Origin of the sequence: Pseudomonas sp. PDM28 (genome assembly GCF_019219115.1) — a bacterium.
GTDB classification, from domain to species: Bacteria; Pseudomonadota; Gammaproteobacteria; order Pseudomonadales; family Pseudomonadaceae; genus Aquipseudomonas; species Aquipseudomonas laurylsulfatiphila.
In genome coordinates, this window is record NZ_JAHUWG010000011.1 from 181,320 (window position 1) to 203,244 (window position 21,925).

At 58.7% G+C, this 21,925-nt stretch carries 18 protein-coding genes, 3 tRNA genes and 2 pseudogenes; 3 read left to right on the forward strand and 20 right to left on the reverse strand.

What is annotated here, in order from left to right; translation table 11 throughout:
• Complete coding sequence (locus KW841_RS24575) at positions 1 to 780, forward strand: TatD family hydrolase (protein WP_218480122.1); 780 nt, start codon at positions 1 to 3, stop codon at positions 778 to 780.
• A 125-nt stretch (positions 781 to 905) separates the two neighbouring features.
• On the opposite strand, the pseudogene KW841_RS30165 reads toward KW841_RS24575, so the two are convergent.
• From KW841_RS30165 to KW841_RS24595, 5 genes and pseudogenes are all read right to left on the reverse strand, one after another.
• Positions 906 to 1,478, reverse strand: a pseudogene (locus KW841_RS30165) (methyl-accepting chemotaxis protein); the annotation flags it as partial.
• 285 nt (positions 1,479 to 1,763) lie between these two features.
• Positions 1,764 to 2,903, reverse strand: a pseudogene (locus tag KW841_RS30170) (HAMP domain-containing protein); the annotation flags it as partial.
• 238 nt (positions 2,904 to 3,141) lie between these two features.
• Entirely contained in the window at positions 3,142 to 3,978 is an 837-nt protein-coding gene (ampE, locus tag KW841_RS24585) for a regulatory signaling modulator protein AmpE (RefSeq protein ID WP_218480124.1), read from the reverse strand.
• Positions 3,975 to 4,535 (reverse strand): 1,6-anhydro-N-acetylmuramyl-L-alanine amidase AmpD, encoded by a 561-nt coding sequence (gene ampD / locus KW841_RS24590; RefSeq protein ID WP_116580928.1) that lies wholly within the window; start codon positions 4,533 to 4,535, stop codon positions 3,975 to 3,977. The genes ampE and ampD overlap by 4 nt, the downstream gene beginning before the upstream one ends.
• 62 nt (positions 4,536 to 4,597) lie before the next feature.
• Positions 4,598 to 6,784 (reverse strand): DUF1631 domain-containing protein, encoded by a 2,187-nt coding sequence (locus KW841_RS24595; protein WP_218480125.1) that lies wholly within the window; start codon positions 6,782 to 6,784, stop codon positions 4,598 to 4,600.
• A gap of 264 nt (positions 6,785 to 7,048) precedes the next feature.
• Here KW841_RS24595 and nadC point away from each other — a divergent pair, with 264 nt between their 5' ends.
• Complete coding sequence (gene nadC, locus KW841_RS24600; RefSeq protein ID WP_218480126.1) at positions 7,049 to 7,897, forward strand: carboxylating nicotinate-nucleotide diphosphorylase; 849 nt, start codon at positions 7,049 to 7,051, stop codon at positions 7,895 to 7,897.
• A 51-nt stretch (positions 7,898 to 7,948) separates the two neighbouring features.
• Here the strand turns inward: nadC and KW841_RS24605 are convergent, their stop codons facing one another.
• The gene (locus tag KW841_RS24605; protein ID WP_218480127.1) at positions 7,949 to 8,254 is read right to left on the reverse strand and encodes a DUF6388 family protein; all 306 of its coding nucleotides are present in this window, start codon (positions 8,252 to 8,254) and stop codon (positions 7,949 to 7,951) included.
• 302 nt (positions 8,255 to 8,556) lie between these two features.
• On the opposite strand from KW841_RS24605, the gene KW841_RS24610 reads away from it, so the two are divergent.
• Positions 8,557 to 9,096 carry a hypothetical protein gene (locus KW841_RS24610; RefSeq protein WP_116580926.1) on the forward strand — a complete coding sequence of 180 codons (540 nt, stop codon included), beginning with the start codon at positions 8,557 to 8,559 and terminating at the stop codon, positions 9,094 to 9,096.
• Positions 9,097 to 9,111: 15 nt separating this feature from the next.
• On the opposite strand, the gene KW841_RS24615 is transcribed toward KW841_RS24610, so the two are convergent.
• The 14 genes from KW841_RS24615 to folP form a co-directional block, all read right to left on the reverse strand.
• A tRNA-Thr gene (locus KW841_RS24615) sits at positions 9,112 to 9,187 on the reverse strand.
• Between the two features lie 139 nt (positions 9,188 to 9,326).
• The gene (pnp, locus tag KW841_RS24620) at positions 9,327 to 11,432 is read right to left on the reverse strand and encodes a polyribonucleotide nucleotidyltransferase (protein ID WP_007973102.1); all 2,106 of its coding nucleotides are present in this window, start codon (positions 11,430 to 11,432) and stop codon (positions 9,327 to 9,329) included.
• 206 nt (positions 11,433 to 11,638) lie between these two features.
• Positions 11,639 to 11,908 (reverse strand): 30S ribosomal protein S15, encoded by a 270-nt coding sequence (gene rpsO / locus KW841_RS24625; RefSeq protein WP_015093441.1) that lies wholly within the window; start codon positions 11,906 to 11,908, stop codon positions 11,639 to 11,641.
• A gap of 142 nt (positions 11,909 to 12,050) precedes the next feature.
• Positions 12,051 to 12,968 carry a tRNA pseudouridine(55) synthase TruB gene (truB, locus tag KW841_RS24630; RefSeq protein WP_007973105.1) on the reverse strand — a complete coding sequence of 306 codons (918 nt, stop codon included), beginning with the start codon at positions 12,966 to 12,968 and terminating at the stop codon, positions 12,051 to 12,053.
• Positions 12,969 to 12,971: 3 nt separating this feature from the next.
• Positions 12,972 to 13,373 carry a 30S ribosome-binding factor RbfA gene (gene rbfA, locus KW841_RS24635; RefSeq protein ID WP_007973108.1) on the reverse strand — a complete coding sequence of 134 codons (402 nt, stop codon included), beginning with the start codon at positions 13,371 to 13,373 and terminating at the stop codon, positions 12,972 to 12,974.
• Positions 13,374 to 13,532: 159 nt separating this feature from the next.
• Positions 13,533 to 16,058 carry a translation initiation factor IF-2 gene (infB, locus tag KW841_RS24640; protein ID WP_007973110.1) on the reverse strand — a complete coding sequence of 842 codons (2,526 nt, stop codon included), beginning with the start codon at positions 16,056 to 16,058 and terminating at the stop codon, positions 13,533 to 13,535.
• Positions 16,059 to 16,085: 27 nt separating this feature from the next.
• Positions 16,086 to 17,567: a transcription termination factor NusA gene (nusA, locus tag KW841_RS24645; protein ID WP_007973112.1), complete on the reverse strand. Its 1,482-nt coding sequence runs from the start codon at positions 17,565 to 17,567 to the stop codon at positions 16,086 to 16,088.
• Between the two features lie 59 nt (positions 17,568 to 17,626).
• Entirely contained in the window at positions 17,627 to 18,085 is a 459-nt protein-coding gene (gene rimP / locus KW841_RS24650; RefSeq protein WP_007973115.1) for a ribosome maturation factor RimP, read from the reverse strand.
• 138 nt (positions 18,086 to 18,223) lie between these two features.
• Positions 18,224 to 18,300, reverse strand: a tRNA-Met gene (locus tag KW841_RS24655).
• Between the two features lie 97 nt (positions 18,301 to 18,397).
• Positions 18,398 to 18,483 (reverse strand) — tRNA-Leu (locus tag KW841_RS24660).
• 22 nt (positions 18,484 to 18,505) lie between these two features.
• Positions 18,506 to 18,889, reverse strand: coding sequence for a preprotein translocase subunit SecG (gene secG / locus KW841_RS24665; RefSeq protein WP_017336473.1), 384 nt, complete (start codon positions 18,887 to 18,889; stop codon positions 18,506 to 18,508).
• Between the two features lie 4 nt (positions 18,890 to 18,893).
• Positions 18,894 to 19,649 (reverse strand): triose-phosphate isomerase, encoded by a 756-nt coding sequence (gene tpiA / locus KW841_RS24670; protein ID WP_007988681.1) that lies wholly within the window; start codon positions 19,647 to 19,649, stop codon positions 18,894 to 18,896.
• A 66-nt stretch (positions 19,650 to 19,715) separates the two neighbouring features.
• Positions 19,716 to 21,053, reverse strand: a complete 1,338-nt coding sequence (gene glmM, locus KW841_RS24675) for a phosphoglucosamine mutase (protein WP_116580924.1) — start codon at positions 21,051 to 21,053, stop codon at positions 19,716 to 19,718.
• A 16-nt stretch (positions 21,054 to 21,069) separates the two neighbouring features.
• Positions 21,070 to 21,921, reverse strand: coding sequence for a dihydropteroate synthase (gene folP / locus KW841_RS24680; protein WP_102698876.1), 852 nt, complete (start codon positions 21,919 to 21,921; stop codon positions 21,070 to 21,072).
• Between the last annotated feature and the right edge of the window lie 4 nt (positions 21,922 to 21,925).

Sequence of the window (21,925 nt, forward strand, 5' to 3'; positions counted from 1 at the left end):
GTGGAGCTGATCGACACCCATACCCACCTGGATTTTCCGGACTTCGACGCCGATCGCCAGGCGCTGCTGACCGAAAGCCGCGCCCTCGGGGTGCGGCGGATCGTGGTGCTGGGGGTTTACCAGGCCAATTGGCAACGGGTCTGGGAGCTGGTGCAGAGTGACCCCGACCTGCACGCCGCATTCGGTCTGCATCCGGTGTATCTGGACGATCATCGCCCGCAACACCTGAGCGAACTCGGTGAGTGGCTGACCCGTCTGGCCGGCCATCGGCAGTTGTGTGCGGTGGGCGAGATCGGCCTGGACTACTTCATCGAATCCCTCGATCGCGACCGCCAACAGGCGTTGTTCGAGGCGCAATTGCAACTGGCGGCGGACTTCAATCTTCCCGCATTGATCCATGTGCGGCGTAGCCATGCGGCGGTGATTGCCACACTCAAACGGTTTCGCCTGAAACGTGCCGGGATTATCCACGCCTTCGCCGGCAGCAAGGAGGAGGCGCGGGAATACATCAAGCTCGGTTTCAAGCTCGGCCTTGGCGGCGCCCCGACCTGGCCACAGGCACTGCGCATGCACCGCGTGCTCGCCGAACTGCCGCTGGATTCGGTGGTGTTGGAAACCGACTCGCCGGACATGGCGCCCGCCATGTTCCCCGGCCAGCGCAACAGCCCGGCACACTTGCCGGCGATCTGCGCGGCACTGGCCGACATCATCGCGATCCGCCCTGAACAATTGGCCGCGGCCAGTACGGCCAATGCCTGCGAGTTGTTTAACTGGTCATAACTGCCAGCACCCGCCAACGGTGGGAGCGGGCTTGCTCGCGAAAGCGAGCTTTCAGTCACATTGATGTTGAATGTGCCGCCGTCTTCGCGGGCAAGCCCGCTCCCACAGGGTTCCCGAGGAGAATTTCAGACCCGGAACGCACTGATCAACTGTTTCAACTCCACGACCTGAGCCGACAACGCCCGGCTGGCGTCTTCGGTCTGATGCGCACCTTCAGCGGTACGCTCACCGGCGCGATTGATCTCGACGATGTTCTGGTCGATGTCGTGGGCCACGGCGGTTTGTTGCTCCACGGCGGCGGCAATCTGCTGGTTCTGGTCGACAATCATGCCGACCGCTCCCAGAATATTTTCCAGCGCCCGCTGGACTTTCTCCGACTGCCCCACCGTGCCGTTGGCCATTTCATGACTGGTGCCCATGGCCTTGACCGCCGCGCCGACTCCGCCATGGAGCTTGGCGATCATCTGCTCGATTTCTTCGGTCGATTGCTGGGTACGCTTGGCCAGGGTCCGGACTTCATCGGCGACCACGGCGAAACCGCGCCCCTGCTCACCGGCCCGTGCGGCCTCGATGGCGGCATTGAGTGCCAGCAGGTTGGTCTGCTCGGCGATACTCTTGATCACTTCCAGAACGCGGCTGATGGACTGGCTGTCGCTGGCCAGTTGATTGATCACCAGCACCGACTGATCGATTTCGCTGGCCAGTGCGGCAATGCTGCCTTGCTGCGACTCCACCAAGCCGCGACCGCTGATGGTTTCGTCGTTGACACTGTGGGCGCTGCTCACCGCCGCCGCAGCACTGCGCGCGACCTCCTGGGAAGTGGCCGACATCTGGTTCATCGCCGTGGCCACTTGTTCGATTTGTGTGCGCTGCCCGGCGACGGCCTGGTTGCTTTGCGCGGAAACGCTTTGCACCTGACCGGCCTGGCGCTCGACTTCGCTGACGGTCTGCCCGACCCGCTCGATCAGGTCATGGATTTTTTTCACGGTGCCATTGAACACCTCGCCCAACTCGCCCAGTTCGTCACGGCTATGGGCGCTGAAGGTCACGGTCATGTCGCCGGCCGCCACCTTGTCCATCACCGCCCCCAAGCGCTTGAGCGTGGTGCGGGTCGAGACATAGAAAGCGCCGTAGAGGTAAAAGATCAACACGAATACGACTGATAACGCCACGGCCTGCAAGACCATGTGTGTGCGATTCTGGTCCAGCCGCTGCTGCAACTGCGGCCCCAGATACTTGAGGGTTGCTTCGTTGAGTTGGTAAGTCTGGTCCATCAGGGCGCTGACCTGATCGTAAAAGCCCTGCCACGGCGCATCGAGGGTATCGGCCATGACCACTTGTTCTTCGAACAGCTCGCTGGCTTTCTTCAAGGACGCCCGGCTGCTATCGGCCTGAGCGGCCAGGGTATCGCGGGCGGCTTTGCTGGAACCCAAGGCGTCCTGCAACTTCAGGCCATATTCGGCCTGGAGCTTTTCAATCTGCGCCAGCAATTCATCGAAACGGGTACTCGACGCCGAGTTGATGAAACCCTGTCCCAACGAGTAGGACCCCATTGCCCGACCTTCGCCCAGAATCTGGGTGACACGGGGTGTGACGAGGGTGACGAGTTCACTCAACTGGCGCATGTCGCTCTGGTTGTCGCGACTGAGGCCGGACTGGCTGGTGATGAGCTGGCCGAAAATCTGCGCGCTGCCCACCAGCTTGCCGATCAGGGCACTTTTACTTTGCAGGGAGTTTTCCGTTTGCTGAGCCTTGAACGCGGCGATCATCTCATCGCGCTTGCCATCAAACACCGCGACATACTCCGGGTCGCTGGTCATCGCCGTCAGCCCTTGCAGGCGAGTCAGAATATTCTGCTCGAGGGTGCTGATCTTCGATTCGACATTGCCGGCCTTGCCGGATTGGCCGAGGCTGACATTGATCTGCACCAGGTTGTTCAGGGTTTCCAGATCGCGCCGTAACGTCAGGCTGCTGCCCAACAGGTCGAGACTTTGCAGCTCGATGCGCGTGCCCTGGAATTCGCGGTAGGAGTCACGCACCAGATAGAAGTTGGTCACCAGCATCGGCACCAGGAACAGTACGCTGATCAGGCTGAACTTCATGCCGAAGCTCAGGCGATTCATCAGTGCGACAGCGGGATAGAGCAAGCTCTTCACTGGATGTCTCCCTTCAATTTCTTATTTTTTTTATTGGCAGGCGCAGACAGACAGCAGATAGCCACTATTCGGCGCTATCTCTGTATAACTTAAATCGGCAGGAAGTTTTGTAACTTAAGGTTAACGACAGGTTTCATCCGCACTGGCGGATGAACCATTGTGGTGAGGGGGCTTGCCCCTCACCACAAGAGCATCAACTGCTGGCCTAATGCAGGACCGTCCACAACGCAAACCCGGCATACCAGAGCACTGCGGCACGCAGCAGCAGGTCCCAGATGCGATCCAGGTTGTTGATACCTTCTGCGCCGGCCACCGGTGCCGGAATTTCACCGGCCACCAGCCCGACTTTCACGATCAATTGCGCGGCGCTGATGTTCCAGTTAAGCAGTTCATGCAGCATCACCCGGCTGACCGCGACAAAATTGCCGACCAACGCCAGGCTCGCTGCCAGCAGACGCACCGGCAACCAGTCGAAGGCGTGACGCAGCTGCCCGGCGCGTTCGACCAGCGCCGGGTTTTTCCCGTGTTCTTCGGCCAGCGCCAGCAGCCGATAACTCAGCGCCGCGACCGGGCCCAACAGGAAGTACCAGAAAATCACCGCGAAAAAGCTCTGGTAGGCCTCCCACAGCAAATGCCCTTCGACCTGCTCCAGCAACTGCTCACCACTGTCTGCACAGATATCCAGATCGCGCTTGGCGACAAGGGCCGCTGCTTGCAGGTCCTCCCGACGCCAGGCATCGCGGAACGGCCCGAGATCGCCCAGCAGATCACCGCGCCCCAGGCTGTAGATCACGACCAGCAAATGGATCGGCAACGCGAGCAAACCGTAGGCCACCGGTTCGATGACGACCAGCAGCAAACCCAGCAATGCCACCGGCAACAAGACCACGACCGACAACACCAGCCATGGCCGACCTGAAAACCGCGGGCTGACCTCAAGCTTGTTCAGCTCGTGTGTCCAGCCACTGTCACGCTGAACCCGATGGCGCAGGGCCGAGAACTTTTCGATCCACACCGCCAACAGCAACACCAGAAAACTCATTGCCCATCCTCTTGTGCCAGAGCGGCGCGATAACGTGCCCAGTCGAACGCCGGTCCCGGATCGGTTTTGCGCCCGGGTGCAATGTCGCTGTGCCCGCAGATACGCTCTGTAGTGATCGCCGTGAACGTCCGTTGCAACTGACGGGTCAGGGCCGTCAACGCGCCATATTGCGCGTCGGTGAACGGCAGATCATCCGTGCCTTCAAGCTCGATGCCCACGGAAAAATCGTTACAGGTTTCCCGCCCCTCGAAGCACGAGACCCCTGCATGCCACGCACGCTCAAGGCATGAAACAAACTGGGTAACCGTTCCGTCACGCTCGATCAGAAAGTGTGCGGACACCCGCAAATCCGCAATCCCTTCAAAATAGGGGTGTTCGGTGACATCCAGGCGATTCTGGAAAAATTCCTGCACCTTGCCAGTGGCGAACTGCGCCGGTGGCAGGCTGATGTTGTGAATCACCAGCAGGGAAATCTCGTCTGTGGGGCGCGCATTGAAGTTGGGTGAGGGGCAGACATGCACACCCTGAATCCAACCGCTCGCGGGGTCCAACTGCATACCGATTCCTTCAACGTCGACTGTGTTGGCACAGTATGCCGTGATATTCCCCCAAGGCGCGATCACTTGCCGCGCTTGAGGCGCTTGAGGTTGCCGATCACCCGCTCGAGAGCTCGCTCGAACAGCATGGTGTCGTCAAGCACTCGCGCCCTGCCATTGCGCAGCTCCAGGGCCAGGTCTGGGCGACTGCGCTCGAGCACTTTCATGCCGGTGCGGTTGACGAAGATGTATTGGCCGGTGGCTGCAATGATGGCCACCAGTTTGCAGCGAAGGCTGTTTTCCGGGTCTTCCTGAAACTCGACCCAACAGCCCGGAAGCATTTTATCGACCTGGCGCAAACCCGCATCGTCCGCCAGCAAACGTATCGGCTCACTGTGCACCTGGCTTTCGTCGGCCATGTGCAGGACGACAGGCGTCAGCACCTCGATCATCAGCGACGCACTGGCGGGTGAGCCCCCCGCTGCCTGAACGTGCAAGCTCTCCAGCTCGCTGAAAAACTCGCTGGCGGCAAACGGATCGAAGGCCGACGAATTCAGCCCGTCGCGCAACGACTTGAGCAAATCCGGTACCAGTGCCAACATCCTGGTCGCATCGGACTCATGGTGGTGCTGAACGCTCCAGACCAATTGTTCCAGGGTACGCACATCGGCATGCCACTCAGCCGACCGATCGCCATGCTTGAGGTACGTCAGCAGCAGTACTTTGCTCCAGGCCTCCTGGACAAACCCCAGTACGCCTTGCGGCAGGTACTTGCCAAACAACGCCTGATTCAACACCTGCTCGACACGCTGGCGGGCCAGCCCGGTCTTGGCCCGTCCTTCCTCGGCATCACGAATGCGTTGCTCGAGCAACTCGCTGCGCCGGCGCTCGTCCTGGGTAAACGCGAGAAAGTCAGCCAGCAGTTCGGAAAATATCGAGGGGTCATCGATAAAGTCATTCAACAAACGCTGTACGACCTGATCGATGCGCACGTACAGGCTGTCACGCTGATGATCGTCACAGGCGTCCCAACCCATTGCCGCGCTGGCGATTTCGTTGAGCAGGCGTCGTGCCGGATGACTGCTGCGACTGAAGAAACTCTTGTCGAGCAGCGCCACCTTGACCAGTGGAATCTGCAATCGGCCGATCAGCGCCTTGAGCGGATCCGGCAGATTGCGATCATCGAGCATGCATTCGAACAGCATCGCGACCAGGTTGATCACATCTTCGTCGGCCTCCCCGAAAACCCGCGACCTGCCACTTTTGACGCTGACCCGGGTCAGTAACTGTTCGAGCTGGTTGCGCAGGTCAAAATCGTCCACGACTTCCGGAGCCGGCACGTATTGCTGCAAATGCGACAGCAGGCGCAACAGATCGCGCGTGGAAATCGGCAGCGCAGTGGCACTGACCTCCAGCGTTGGCGACAGGCTGCCGCGAACGTTGAACAGCAGGGCCTGCAACGCAGCGAAAACCTCCTGGACATTGTCATCGATGGGCAAGCAGGCCGCAGTAGCGCCCTCATCGGTCGATTCGACGGGGGCGCTGTCAGGCCGGTCCATGGTACGGCGCACCGGGGCCGGTTTCAGGTCGGGCAACACACCGGTAGCAAGCAGCAGTTGATTGGCTTCGGCGTAAAGCTGACCGGTCTCGCTGAGGACATAACGCTCGAACAACCCGAGGATAATCAGCTTGACCTTGATCTCCAGCCCCAGCTGGCGTGCAGCCTGCAAGAAGTATTCGCAGAGCATCGCCGGGCTCAGGGGGTTTTGCAGATCGCCCACCCCCTTGCCCGACAAAGCACAGAGTCGCGCCGTCAGTTGGTCCAGGGCGAAACCGTCGCGGTCCAGCACCCGGCTGACCATCGCATCCACTGCGACCGTACGCTCCCGCTCGTCATCGGTTTGCGCCAAGGATGCATCGGCCGCCAAGGCCTGGGGCATGGCCGCAATGGCAGGGTCGTATTGGGCAAGCCGGATGAATGCGCCGAAAACCTGCTCGATAAACACCCGCTCGATGCTTTTGTGCTTGAGACGCAAGTCGCGCATCGCTTGAAAGAAGATGTTCTGCTCAACGTCACAATGGGCTCGGTCGGCCATTTCGAAGAGGGTGTCGTCGGCGTTGTCGAATAACGCCTGCAATCCGTGTCGCAGCTGTTGCGCGGCCTTGTCGCGAACCTGGAGAAGAATCGCCGGTAGTCGGGCGAGTGGCGAGTGAGCCACCTGGTCGGTAGTTGCCTTGTGCAAAGGCACTACATTCCCGTCGTTGTGCATTCGGCCTCCCTGGAACGGTGATGCTTCGAATCGTCAAACTGATGACGTCAAATACAAGGCGAATTATCTTGTAAAAGCTCACCTTTGCGCCAGAAGACTCTGCACCTCATCTCAAACAGGCGTTTGCTCGGTATCGATGGCCCACACCGACACCCTCAGGGATTCGACCAAATGCAGGTGCCATTGCCAACGTAACGCTCTGATGCCTTGGGTTGGTCCGTGCCATGGCCCTATAATCGAGCCACTTTGTTTGTGGAGTCCGTTATGCCGAATCTACGTCTCGCCGATCTGACCGCCGAAATCGAAGCCAACGTGCGCCGTGCGTTGCTTGAAGACATCGGCAGCGGCGACATCACCGCGCAGTTGATCCCGGCCGAACGCCTGGCCAAAGCCACCATCATCACCCGCGATGCGGCCGTCATCAGCGGTACCGCCTGGGTGGATAACGTGTTTCGGCAACTGGACCCACGGGTGGCGGTGCACTGGCAGGTTGCCGACGGTGAACGGGTAACGCCCAATCAGGTGCTGTTCCACCTCGAAGGCCCGGCGCGCTCACTGCTGACCGGTGAACGCAGCGCCCTGAACTTCCTGCAACTGCTCTCCGGCGTGGCGACTCGCGCGCAATACCTGGCGGACTTCGTGGCCGAGACCCAGGTCAAGCTGCTCGACACCCGCAAGACGCTGCCGGGGCTGCGTCTTGCGCAAAAGTACGCGGTGACCTGCGGCGGTTGCCACAACCACCGCATTGGCCTGTATGACGCCTTCCTGATCAAGGAAAACCACATCGCCGCCAGCGGCGGCATCGCGCAGGCCATCGCGGCCGCGCACAAAATCGCCCCGGGCAAACCGGTCGAGATTGAAGTGGAAAGCCTGGATGAACTGAAAGAAGCGCTGGCGGCCGGTGCCGACATCATCATGCTCGACGAATTGAGCCTGGACGACATGCGCGAAGCCGTGCGCCTGAATGCCGGCAAGGCCAAGCTGGAGGCCAGCGGCGGGATCAACGAGAGCACGTTGCTGCCGATTGCCCGGACCGGGGTGGATTACATTTCGATCGGTGCAATGACCAAGGATGTGAAGGCGGTCGATCTGTCGATGCGTCTCAGTATCTGAAACCATCGCGCAATAAAAAACGCCAGCCTCGATAAGGCTGGCGTTTTTGTTTCAAACCACCAGATTGTTCATCTCGCAGTATTCTTCCCACTCGACGCCCAAAACTTCGGCCGCTTCTTTATGCAACTTCAGGCGTTCTACTTCGTATTCCTCCGGGGTCGAGGTGTACTTGAGCGTCAATTCCCACGGCTGCAAGCCCTGGGCTTCAGCTTCATCCTCGAAGGCCCATTGAATCTGGTCTTTCTGATCGTCCGGACTCAAGTCCTTGATCTCGTCCATCAATTCGGGCGCGTCCAGCACGTACTTCTTGAGGGCTTCTTCGTGTCTTTCTTCTTGGCTCAATTCTTTTACGGTCATGTTGTTCTCGTTGATCTGGGGAATGGAAGATGGATCTGGATCATCAAGGATCTCTCTGACGCAGAAGAACCGCTTGTAGCCCGGTCTGTCTGGCCTTCAGAACCATTCGGGATCATCTGAAAACTGCTGGGCGAAGCTCATGCAGGCTCCGAATATAGGATGTTTGTCGGACGATTTGCACGTCTCTTTACATCTCCCCACAAAAAGTTGTGCACAGGATGTGCTGATGGCGGCGGGAACATAAATGCAAATCCCCAGTCATAGCGATGTGCCATACCGGCATTTCACAAGGAACCTCAGTGATGCGCAGCATTTCCAAATCTTCGTCTGTTGTACTTACAACCGCATTGTTCGCCAGCCTGGCACTACCGTTTCCGGCGCTGGCCGCTATCGAAGTGAGCAGCGGCCCCTCCTCGTTTGGCGACAAGATCCCGGTTCTGCACTACGAGTACGACAAATACACCCTGGTCAAAACCGGGATCAGTGCCGATGACCTGCAAAGCATGCAAAAGTCGTTGAAGGACACCTCGGGGAATGTCGAAGACCTGAAGAAAACCGTCAGCGAACAACAACGCACGATTGAGGATCTCAAGCGCGGCAACGGTTCCAGCTCAAGCTCCAGCAGCAGGGAAATCGACGAGCTCAAGCGCAAGGTGGCCGAGCAGGAGCGCGACATCAACAACCTCGGCAAGCAAGTTGAAGAACTCAAACGCAATAGCGGCTCCAGCTCCAGTTCAAACAGCAGCGAGATTTCCAGCCTGAAACGGGAAGTCAGCGACCAGGACCGCGAACTCGACAACCTCAAGCGGACCGTCGAGGACTTGAGCAGAAAGGTGAAATAACCAGGGGGGGGGAGATGGTGCCCGAGACAGGAATCGAACCTGCGACCTTCGCGTTACGAGTGCGCTGCTCTACCGGCTGAGCTACACGGGCGGTGGGCTAAACCTAGCACTGCTATCGAGGTCCGGCAACTTCGCGCAATGTCTCGATGTTTCGCAGACAAAAAAATGCCCCGCCATTTTCACGGCGGGGCATTTTTTACAACGTTGAAGCGGTCAGGTGTGAGGCGCGATTAAACGCCCGAAGCCTTGGCTGCTGCCACGTCTTTGATGGACAGCTTGATACGGCCGCGGTTGTCCACGTCCAGTACCAACACTTCCACTTCCTGGCCTTCTTTCAGGATGTCGGTCACTTTCTCTACGCGAGCGTCGCTCAGCATGGAGATGTGAACCAGACCGTCCTTGCCCGGCAGGATGTTGACGAATGCGCCGAAGTCGACGATGCGCTCAACCTTGCCGACGTAGATCTTGCCGATCTCGGCTTCAGCGGTGATACCCAGAACGCGCTGACGTGCTGCTTCAGCGGCTTCCTTGGTTTCGCCGAAGATCTTGATCGAACCGTCGTCTTCGATGTCGATCGAAGCCTTGGTTTCTTCGCAGATCGCACGGATGGTCGCGCCGCCTTTACCGATGACATCACGGATCTTGTCGGTGTCGATTTTCATCGCGATCATGGTCGGAGCGTTGGCCGACAGTTCGGTACGCGACTGGCCAATGATCTGGTTCATCTGGCCGAGGATGTTCAGGCGCGCTTCCAGGGCTTGGCCCAGAGCGATCTCCATGATTTCTTCGGTGATGCCCTTGATCTTGATGTCCATCTGCAGCGCGGTGACGCCTTTGGCGGTACCGGCTACCTTGAAGTCCATGTCGCCCAGGTGGTCTTCGTCACCCAGGATGTCGGTCAGGACGGCGAACTTCTCGCCTTCTTTAACCAGACCCATGGCGATACCGGCAACCGGAGCCTTCATTGGAACGCCAGCGTCCATCAGGGCCAGGGAAGCACCGCAAACGGAAGCCATCGAGCTCGAACCGTTGGATTCGGTGATTTCCGAAACCACGCGGATGGTGTACGGGAACACGTCAGCGGCTGGCAGCATGGCCGAAACCGAACGACGGGCCAGACGGCCGTGACCGATTTCACGACGACCAGCGCCACCCATGCGACCACACTCGCCCACCGAGAACGGAGGGAAGTTGTAGTGCAGCATGAACGGGTCTTTTTTCTCGCCTTCCAGGGTGTCCAGCAGCTGTGCATCACGGGCAGTACCCAGCGTTGCAACGACCAGGGCCTGGGTTTCGCCACGGGTGAACAGGGCCGAACCGTGGGTCTTTGGCAGAACACCGACTTCGATGTTCAGCGGACGTACGGTGCGGGTGTCGCGACCGTCGATACGTGGCTTGCCGTTTACGATGTTTTCGCGAACGGTGCGGTATTCGATTTCACCGAAAGCCGCTTTGACGTCGGAAGCGGAAGGCTGGCCTTCTTCACCGGACAGCTTGGCAACGACCTGGTCCTTCAGCTCGCCCAGGCGAGCGTAACGGTCGGCCTTGACGGTGATGGTGTAGGCCTGGGAGATCGCTTCGCCGAACTCGGCACGGATAGCGCCCAGCAGTTCGGTGGCTTCTGGCGCAGGAGCCCAGGTCCAGGTTGGCTTGGCAGCTTCGGCAGCCAGTTCTTTGACCGCGTTGATCACAACCTGGAACTCGTCGTGAGCAAACAGTACCGCGCCCAGCATCTGGTCTTCGGTCAGCTCTTTGGCTTCCGATTCAACCATCAGCACGGCGTCCGAAGTACCGGCAACGACCATGTCCAGGCTCGAAGCAGCTTGCTGCTCGTAAGTCGGGTTCAGCAGGTAGCCGGTGCTTTCGTGGAAAGCTACGCGGGCAGCGCCGATCGGGCCATCGAAAGGAATGCCGGAGATGGCCAGGGCAGCCGAGGTACCGATCATCGCAGCGATGTCCGGATCGGTCTTCTTGCTGGTGGAAACGACGGTGCAGACAACCTGCACTTCGTTCATGAAACCTTCAGGGAACAGCGGACGGATCGGACGGTCGATCAGTCGGGAAGTCAGGGTTTCTTTCTCGGAAGGACGGCCTTCGCGCTTGAAGAAACCGCCAGGGATCTTACCGGCAGCGTAAGTCTTTTCCTGGTAGTGAACAGACAGAGGGAAGAAGCCCTTGCCTGGATCGGCTTGCTTGGCACCGACTACGGTCACCAATACGCTGACGTCGTCGTCAACGGTGACCAATACTGCGCCGGAGGCCTGACGGGCGATGCGGCCAGTCTCGAGGGTAACGGTCGACTGACCGAACTGGAATTTTTTGATTACCGGGTTCACGGTGTCCTACCTTCTTTGTGGCTCTTGGGGGAACTGGTTTCTTGCGAAATTCTTGGGCAATGTCGGGAATCGGCCCGAGCGGTTTGTCCAGGTGTTACTCAGGCAAAGCAGGTATCCAGATAAAACTTGAGGCTGGGAGCCTGCCATGCGCCGGCGGGAAACCCGCTGGTGCACGACAGACAACCAACCTCTAGCGCAATCGCTTATTAGCGACGCAGACCCAGGCGACCGATCAGAGTCTGATAGCGACCCAGATCCTTGCCTTTCAGGTAGTCCAGCAGCTTACGACGCTGGTTAACCATGCGGATCAGACCACGACGGGAGTGGTGGTCTTTACCGTTGGCCTTGAAGTGACCTTGCAGCTTGTTGATGTTGGCGGTCAGCAGTGCAACTTGCACTTCTGGCGAACCAGTGTCACCAACAGCTTGCTGGTAGTCAGCAACGATTTGAGCTTTTTCTTGAACGTCGAGAGCCATGAGGCAATCCTTTTATCAGGAAACTGTTTCAGAAAAACAGTTTCAACAGGCCAGGGACAAATCCCTGTATCTAAAAATGAGTAGTGACCGTGCCTGTTAACAGCCACCCTCGCCAGCCCGGTATTACGCGGACTGGTTTCGGTCATTCTGACCGAATCAGTCGACGCGGCGCGATGCGCCCGTCTTCGCTCACTTCACCGATACCGATGAAGCGACCATTGTGATCCTGTACCCGCACCATGCCGAACTTCGGAGCATCCGGGGCACGCACCGGCTGACCGTTGAGCCAGTAGAACGCGCTTGCTTCGGAGAACTGCAACAGTGGCCAATCCAGCAGGCCGCTGTCCGATGGCATCAGGAAGCGATCGACCGCTTCGTTGCCGCCTTCGGCATGTACCGCTTCCAGCTCTTCGAGGGTAACAGTCTGCGCCAGGGTGAATGGCCCGGCCTGGGTACGTCGCAGTTCTGCAACATAAGCGCCACAACCGAGTTGCTCACCGATATCCTCCACCAGGGTACGGATATAGGTGCCTTTGCTGCAATCCACCGCCAGCCGCGCAGTATCTCCTTCGAAGGCCAGCAATTCCAAGCGCGTAATAGTAACAGAACGCGGTTCGCGCTCCACTACTTCGCCTGCACGAGCCAGCTTGTAAAGCGGCTGGCCATCACGCTTGAGCGCCGAGTACATCGGCGGTATCTGACTGATTTGCCCACGAAATTTCGGCAGTACAGCCTCGATATCGGAGCGACCAACGGTCACCGGGCGTTCCTGCAAAACTTCACCTTCGGCATCCGCCGTGGTGGTGGTCTTGCCCAGTTGCGCCAGGGTTTCGTAACCCTTGTCGGAATCGAGCAGGTATTGCGAGAACTTGGTGGCCTCGCCGAAGCACAGCGGCAACACGCCGGAGGCCAAGGGATCGAGACTGCCGGTATGACCTGCCTTTTCGGCGTTGAGCAACCAGCGAACCTTCTGCAAGGCCGCGTTGGAGGTGAACCCCAGCGGCTTGTCGAGAAGGATAATGCCGCTGACGTTACGACGGATACGTTTGACCTGAGCCACCGGTTACTCCTTGGTGTCTTCGGCTTCTGCCGCAACCGGATGCTGATTGTCTTCAGCCACTGCGCGCTCGATCAATGCCGACAGATGCGCACCACGCACGACGCTTTCGTCGTAGTGGAAGTGCAGCTGTGGAACGCTGCGCAGCTTCATCTCGCGAGCCAGCTGCATGCGCAGGAAACCGGCGGCGGAGTTCAGCACCTTGATGCTTTGTGCGATTTCTTCGGCGCTGTCCTGCCCCATCACGGTGATGAAGATCTTGGCGTGACCGACGTCACGGCTGACTTCCACTGCGGTAATGGTGACCAGGCCGACGCGCGGGTCTTTGACTTCACGACGGATCAGTTGTGCCAGCTCACGCTGCATCTGATCGCCGATACGTTGGGTACGGCTGTATTCTTTTGCCATGTCTTGTTACCTGTAACTGCCCCACGGTGAAACCCGCAAGGTCTGAAAGCGGCAAACGCCCGGCCTGACAAAAGCCAGACCGGGCGTTGCGTTTAGAGTCCTGGTGACGAATTGCGCATTTGCATGCGGCTACCCGTCACGGCTCCTGAAGTGCGCGAATTAGAGGCTGCGAGCAACCTGCACCTTCTCGAAGACTTCGATCTTGTCACCGACCTTGACGTCGTTGTAGCTCTTCACGCCGATACCGCATTCCATGCCGGCACGTACTTCGGAAGCGTCATCCTTGAAGCGGCGCAGGGATTCCAGCTCGCCTTCGAAGATAACGATGTCTTCACGCAGTACACGGATTGGACGGTTACGGTGCACAACACCTTCGATAACCATGCAACCGGCGATCGCGCCAAACTTCGGCGAACGGAACACGTCACGCACTTCGGCGATGCCCAGGATGTTCTCGCGAACATCGCTGCCGAGCATGCCGGTCAGGGCTTTCTTGACGTCTTCGATGATGTCGTAGATCACGTTGTAGTAACGCATATCCAGACCTTCCTGCTCGACGATCTTGCGCGCACCGGCATCGGCACGCACGTTGAAGCCGAACAGTACAGCGTTGGAGGCCAGTGCCAGGTTGGCATCGGATTCGGTGATACCACCGACGCCGCCACCGACCACACGCACTTGCACTTCGTCGTTACCCAGGCCGTTCAAGGCGCCGTTCAACGCTTCCAGCGAACCACGGACGTCGGATTTGAGGACGATGTTGAGCGTCTTCTTCTCTTCCTGACCCATGCTTTCGAAGATGTTTTCCAGCTTGCCGGCGTGAGCGCGAGCCAGTTTGACTTCGCGGAACTTGCCTTGACGGAACAGAGCCACTTCACGGGCTTTCTTCTCGTCGGCAACCACGCTCATCTCGTCGCCAGCGTCCGGGGTACCGTCCAGGCCGAGGATCTCGACAGGGATGGCCGGACCGGCTTCCTTGATTGGCTTGCCGTTCTCGTCGAGCATGGCACGCACGCGGCCATAGTTCGAACCGACCAGGACCATGTCGCCCTGACGCAGGGTACCGTCTTGAACCAGCACGGTAGCCACCGGGCCACGGCCCTTGTCCAGGCGGGATTCAACCACGACACCACGGCCAGGAGCCGATGGGGTTGCAGTCAGTTCCAGGACTTCGGCTTGCAGCAGAACGGCTTCGAGCAGTTCGTCTACACCGGTACCCATCTTCGCCGAAACCGGTACGAATGGAGTATCGCCACCCCACTCTTCCGAAGTCACGCCGTGTACCGACAGTTCGCTACGGATGCGATCGAGGTCAGCACCTGGCTTGTCGATCTTGTTCACAGCGACAACCAGCGGAACGCCAGCAGCCTGGGCGTGCTGAACAGCTTCGATGGTTTGCGGCATTACGCCGTCGTCCGCTGCAACCACCAGGATCACGATGTCGGTCGCCTTGGCACCACGGGCACGCATCGCGGTAAACGCGGCGTGACCAGGGGTGTCGAGGAACGTCACCATGCCACGGTCGGTTTCAACGTGGTATGCGCCGATGTGCTGGGTAATACCACCGGCTTCGCCAGCAGCAACCTTGGCACGACGGATGTAGTCGAGCAGGGAAGTCTTACCGTGGTCAACGTGGCCCATTACGGTCACGACTGGAGCACGGGAAACTGCCTCGCCTTCAAACTTCAGGGACTCGGCCAGGGAATCTTCCAGGGCGGTGTCGCTGACCAGGGTCACTTTGTGGCCCAGCTCTTCAGCTACCAGCTGGGCAGTTTCCTGATCCAGTACCTGGTTGATGGTCGCTGGAGTACCCAGTTTGAACATGAACTTGATGATTTCAGCAGCCTTGACCGACATCTGCTGGGCCAGATCGCCCACAGTGATGGTCTCGCCGATCTTCACTTCGCGCACGACAGGGCCGGTCGGGCTCTGGAAACCGTGGGCGTTGCGCTTCTTCAGCTTGGCCTTGCCGCGACCACCACGACGGAAGCCATCGCTTTCTTCGTCGGTAGTACGTGGGGCAACGCGTGGCGCTGGCGCCTTTTCCTTGACCGAAGCACGATGCGGAGCGTTTTTGCGCTCGCCATCGCCACCACCGCGACGATTGTTGTCGTCGGCTCGTGGTTTGTCCGGACGACGCTGTTCGTCGCGCTTGCGAGTGTCTGCCGCAGGTGCCGGAGCGGCTGCCACAACCGGTGCGCTTTCACGCACTGGCTCGGCTACCACAGCAGGCGCTGCAACAGGTTCGGCTGGAGCGGTCGGCGCAGCAGCAGGCTGGCGACGCGCTTCTTCTTCGGCGCGACGCTTGGCTTCTTCTTCAGCCTTCTGACGTGCAGCATTTTCTACTGCGCGACGTTCATCCAGTTCACGCTTGCGCTCGGCTTCGATTTCTTCCGGGCTGCGCTGTACGAAGACTTTCTTCTTGCGTACTTCAACGCTGATGCTTTTGCTGCCGGCAACCCGCAGGGTGCTGGTGGTTTTACGCTGCAGCGTAATCTTGCGTGGTTCTTCCACTTTCGCCTTGTGGCTGCTTTTCAAGTGAGTCAGCAACGATTGCTTCTCACTGTCAGTCACACTTTCTTCGGCGGCGGTGTGCGGCAGACCTGCCTCACGCATCTGCTGCAACAGGCGCTCTACCGGTGTTTTGACCTCATCGGCCAGTTGTTTCACCGTGACTTGCGTCATGCACTTCTCTCCTCAGGCCGCGCCTAATTACTCGAACCAGTGGGCTCGGGCGGCCATGATCAACTTGCCGGCACGATCATCGTCAATGCCGTCGATGTCGAGCAGGTCGTCAATAGACTGCTCGGCCAGGTCTTCGCGGGTAACTACGCCGCGCACCGCCAGTTCCATCGCCAAATCCTTGTCCATACCCTCAAGCGAGAGCAGGTCTTCGGCCGGATGGGCGTCTGCCAGCTTTTCCTCAGTAGCGATGGCTTTGGTCAACAAGCGATCCTTGGCACGAGCACGAAGCTCGTTGACGATTTCCTCGTCAAAGCCGTCGATGTTGAGCATTTCTTCCAGCGGTACGTAGGCAATCTCTTCCAGGCTGGTGAAGCCTTCATCTACCAGCACCTGAGCCAGCTCTTCGTCGACTTCCAGCTCGTCGATGAAGTTGCGCAGGATGTCGCCGGTTTCTGCTTGCTGCTTAGCCTGGATGTCCGATTCGGTCATCACGTTCAGGGTCCAGCCAGTCAACTGGCTGGCCAGACGCACGTTCTGACCACCACGACCAATGGCCTGAGCCAGATTGTCTGCGCCAACGGCGATGTCCATTGCGTGGGCATCTTCGTCAACGATAATTGCCGCAACCTCGGCCGGGGACATGGCGTTGATCACGAACTGAGCCGGGTTGTCGTCCCACAGAACGATGTCAACACGCTCACCGCCCAACTCACCCGACACTGCCTGGACGCGCGAACCGCGCATACCGATGCAAGCGCCTTGCGGGTCGATGCGTTTGTCCTTGGAGCGGACGGCGATCTTGGCGCGGGATCCCGGATCACGGGACGCAGCCATCACTTCGATCAGGCCTTCGGCAATTTCCGGCACTTCGATGCGGAACAACTCGATCAGCATTTCCGGCGCGGTACGCGACAGGATCAGCTGCGGGCCGCGGTTCTCGGTGCGGATTTCCTTGAGCAGCGCACGCAGACGCACGCCAACCCGGAAAGTTTCGCGAGAAATGATGTCTTCACGGGCCAGCAACGCTTCGGCGTTGTTGCCCAGATCAACGATCACGTTGTCGCGGGTGACTTTTTTCACGGTGCCGGAGATGATTTCACCCAGGCGCTCGCGATAAGCGTCAACAACCTGAGCGCGCTCGGCTTCGCGAACTTTCTGCACGATGACTTGCTTGGCAGTCTGTGCAGCAATGCGGCCGAATTCGATGGACTCGATTTTCTCTTCGACAACGTCACCAACCTTGGCGCCAGGATGCGTTTCGGCAACCTTGCTCGGCCAGGTTTCGATGGCCGGATCGTCCAGGTCTGCCTCTTCGACGACCGTCCAGCGACGGAAAGTCTCGTAGGCACCCGTGTGGCGGTTGATTTCCACACGCAGATCAACTTCGTCTTCGAAACGCTTTTTGGTCGCAGTGGCCAGGGCCAGCTCCAGCGCTTCAAAAATCACGTTTGCCGGTACACCCTTTTCGTTGGATACCGACTCAACAACCAGCAGTACTTCTTTGCTCATCGTACGCCTCGCCTTTCGCAAGCCATTGGATCCGCGGGATCCGCAGTATCTGGCACGCCTCAGTCAAAACTGGGAATAATGTTGGCCTTGTCGATCATATCGATCGGCAACAGGAACTCATGGTCTTCTACCTGCACCACGACATCCTGCTCTTCTACGCCGCGCAGAAGGCCCTGAAAGTTGCGTCGTCCTTCAAAAGGCGAGCGCAGCTTGATCTTCACTTGTTCACCGGCAAATTTTGCAAACTGCTCAAGAGTGAACAGAGGGCGTTCCATGCCAGGCGAGGAAACTTCAAGGGTGTATTCAACGGAGATCGGATCTTCAACATCCAGCACACCGCTGATCTGACGGCTGACGATGGCACAATCGTCCACCAGCACGCCGCCTTCTTTATCGATATAAACGCGCAACATCGAGTGACGACCCTGAGCCGAAAACTCGATACCCCAGCATTCATAGCCTAGGGCCACGACCACCGGGGCCAGCAAGGCCTGCAACTCTTCTAGCTTGCTCGACACCTGAACCCCCTAGTGCATGTATGTGCATGCTATGCAAAATAAAAAAATGGGCGAAACGCCCATCCTTGAAACGCCGTCGAACAGCGGCGTAGAAAGTGTCCAGCTAACAAAAAGCCCCTTAAAAGGGGCTCCTTAAACTGGTTGCGGGGGCCGGATTTGAACCGACGACCTTCGGGTTATGAGCCCGACGAGCTACCAGACTGCTCCACCCCGCGACAAAGCTGGGGCGGAAGTATACGACCGATCCCCTACAGGGTCAATGTAACCTTCCACCTGCAAGAAAGCCCGCAACAGCGGGCTCTCCTGACTAATTGGTACCGAGAAGGGGACTCGAACCCCTACACCCTATGGGCACAACCACCTCAAGGTTGCGTGTCTACCAATTCCACCACCTCGGCAATACTGCGTTTGAAACCCTTCTTACTTCTGCTCTTGAGCTGGAGGTACGTCAGTCGCTGGAGTAGCCGACTTTTGCTCTTGAAGCACCGGGACATCATCAGAAGCCGGTTGTTGCTTTGGAACTTCCAGTACCGCTGGATTTGGGAGACCTACTTGAGTCAGCTGGTGAGCCTTCTCTTTAGCAAAGTAACCTAACCCCAAGCTGGTTATGAAAAAACCTGCGGCAAGTATAGCAGTAAACTTACTAAGAAAGGTAGAGGAACCTTGGCTTCCGAACACAGTATTTGAAGCACCTGCTCCGAAAGACGCGCCAGCGTCCGCACCTTTACCCTGCTGCAGCAAAACCAGAGCTACTACGCCCAATGCACCCAGCAGATGAAAAACGACTACGACTGTTTCCAGCATTTTTTCAGTTTCCCGCGGCGCGACAAATCGCACCGAACTCATCTGCATTCAGGGAAGCCCCACCAATGAGACCCCCATCGATATCCGGCATGCCGAACAGTTCGACCGCATTGGCCGCCTTCACGCTGCCGCCGTATAGAAGCCGCACACCTTGTGCGACTTCAGAATTCTCTGCCGCCAACTGGGCGCGAATGGCTGCGTGCACATCCTGCGCCTGTTGCGGCGTTGCAGTCAGCCCGGTGCCAATGGCCCAGACCGGCTCGTAAGCGATCACTGCCTTGGCAAAGGCACCGACACCCAGCTCCTCAATGATACTGCCCAGCTGACGCGAGACAACCTCAAGAGTCTTTCCGGCTTCACGCTGCTCAAGGGTTTCCCCTATGCACAACACCGGAATCAAGCCACATGCCTGTGCCGCTGCGAACTTGCGGATCAGCATTCCGTCCTGCTCGCCCATGATCTGGCGGCGTTCGGAGTGCCCGACAAGCACCAGGGAACAACCTGCATCCACCAACTGACTCGGTGCAACTTCACCGGTCAACGCACCTTGCCCGGACTCCACCGCAGAATTCTGCGCGCCGACCGAAATCGACTTTCCTTTCAAGCCATCAATCACTTGATTGATATGCAAAAAAGGCGGGAATACCGCGACATCAACATCGCTCGGCAAGGCCAAGTCACGAAGGCCGTTGATCAGCTCAGCGACGCTGGCGCGGGTACCGTGCATCTTCCAGTTACCAGCTACCATAGGGCGACGCATGCTGTACCTCGTCGGTCAAAGTGGGCGCAGATGTTACCCAACACAATCAAGGCTGGCAAGCCGAATTCAGGCAGAAACTTCAGTAACCAGTTTTGCCAGCTCTTCGGCATAGCCGCGAACCAGGGTTTCGTCTTCACCTTCGACCATCACACGCACCAGCGGCTCGGTTCCGGACTTGCGCAACAGCACACGCCCCCGACCTGCCATGGCCTTGGTCACACGTTCGCTGGCTTCCTTGACCGATGGATGCTCCAGGGGATTTGCACCACCGCCGAAACGCACATTGATCAGCACCTGAGGGCACTTGCGCAGCGCCTGACGAGCCTGCGCCAGACTTTCATCCCGCGCGCGCAGCCCCATCAGCACCTGCAGCGCAGCAATGATTGCATCACCGGTGGTGGTGTGACTGAAGCACACAACGTGTCCGGAGTTTTCACCGCCCACGATCCAGTTGCGCTCCAGCAATTCGGCAATCACATAGCGGTCACCGACATTGGCACGCACGAAGGGAACACCGAGATCAGCCAGGGCCAGCTCCAGCCCCAGGTTACTCATCAGGGTTCCAACGACGCCGCCCTGCAGCTTGTCGCGCTCATGCAGGTCACGGGCAATGATGAACAGCAACTCGTCGCCATCGACCACCGCACCCGTGTGGTCGACCATCTGAACACGATCGCCGTCACCATCGAAGGCGATGCCCAGATCGGCATGCTCAGCCACGACGGCAGCCTGCAGCGGCCCCATGTGGGTCGAACCGCAATTGTCGTTGATGTTCAACCCGTTCGGCTGCGCCGACAGCACGACGACTTCCGCGCCCAGCTCACGGAACACACTCGGCGCCACTTTATAGGTCGCACCGTGAGCACAGTCGATCACGATCTTCATGCCGGTGAAGCTGGTGCCGGTGGGCACACTGCTCTTGCAGAATTCGATATAGCGTCCCGAAGCGTCGTTGATTCGCGATACCTTGCCGATCTTGCTCGACTCCACCACGGTCATTGGCGTATCGAGCAATTCTTCGATCATCAGCTCAACCTCATCCGGAAGCTTGGTGCCCTTGCCGGAGAAGAACTTGATGCCATTGTCATCATGCGGATTGTGCGACGCACTGATCACGATGCCGGCCTCGGCATGGAAGGTGCGCGTCAGGTAGGCAATCGCCGGGGTCGGCATCGGACCCAGGAGCATTACATCGGCACCTGCGGAAGTAAGCCCCGCCTCAAGTGCAGACTCGAACATGTAGCCGGAGATCCGGGTGTCCTTGCCTACCAATACCTTGCAGGCGCCCATCTTGCGGAACGCCATGCCGGCAGCCCAGCCGAGCTTGAGCATGAAATCAGGAGTAATCGGGTACTCGCCGACACGCCCACGAATACCATCGGTGCCAAAATATTTTTTGCTCATAAGTGCTCCATCATTCTTATTCGGCTGATTCCACTGCGGCGATCATCCGCACCACATCCACTGTTTCGGCTACATCATGGACGCGCAATATACGCGCACCCTTCGCCGAAGCCAGCGCCGCGAGCGCCAAACCGCCATACAGCCGGTCTCCCACCGGACGATTCAATGCCTGGCCAATCATGCTCTTTCGCGAAACCCCGACCAACAGGGGGCGCCCCAGGGCATGCAGGGCTTCCATATGTTTGAACAAGCTCAGGTTGTGCTGCAAGGTCTTGGCGAAACCAAAGCCGGGGTCAAGAATGATCCGCTCCGCTGGAATGCCCACCAACGAACATTGAACCATGCGCTCGGCGAGAAACTCACCGACTTCCCTTGTAACGTTCTGATACTGCGGATTGTCCTGCATATCGCCTGGCTCGCCCAGCATATGCATCAGGCAAACCGGCAGACCGGTGGCCGCCGCGGCATCCAGCGCGCCATCGCGGCGCAACGAACGTACGTCATTGATCAACCCGGCACCCAGACGCGCCGTTTCACGCATGACGGCTGGCGTTGAGGTGTCGACCGAGATGATGACGTCCAGCTCGCGAGCAATGCGCTCGACAATCGGCGCCACGCGCTCCAGCTCCTCCAGCGGCGATACCGCCCTGGCACCAGGACGAGTGGATTCGCCACCGACATCGATCAGCGTCGCGCCGGCCGCCACCATGGCTTCGGCGTGGCGCATGGCCGCGTCGAGCTGACTGTATTGGCCACCATCGGAGAACGAATCTGGAGTGACATTGAGGATACCCATGACATGCGTCTGGGCCAAATCAAGAACCCGGTTGCCGCAAGGCAACCGGGTCGAGGACTGAACAGAAGTCATTTCA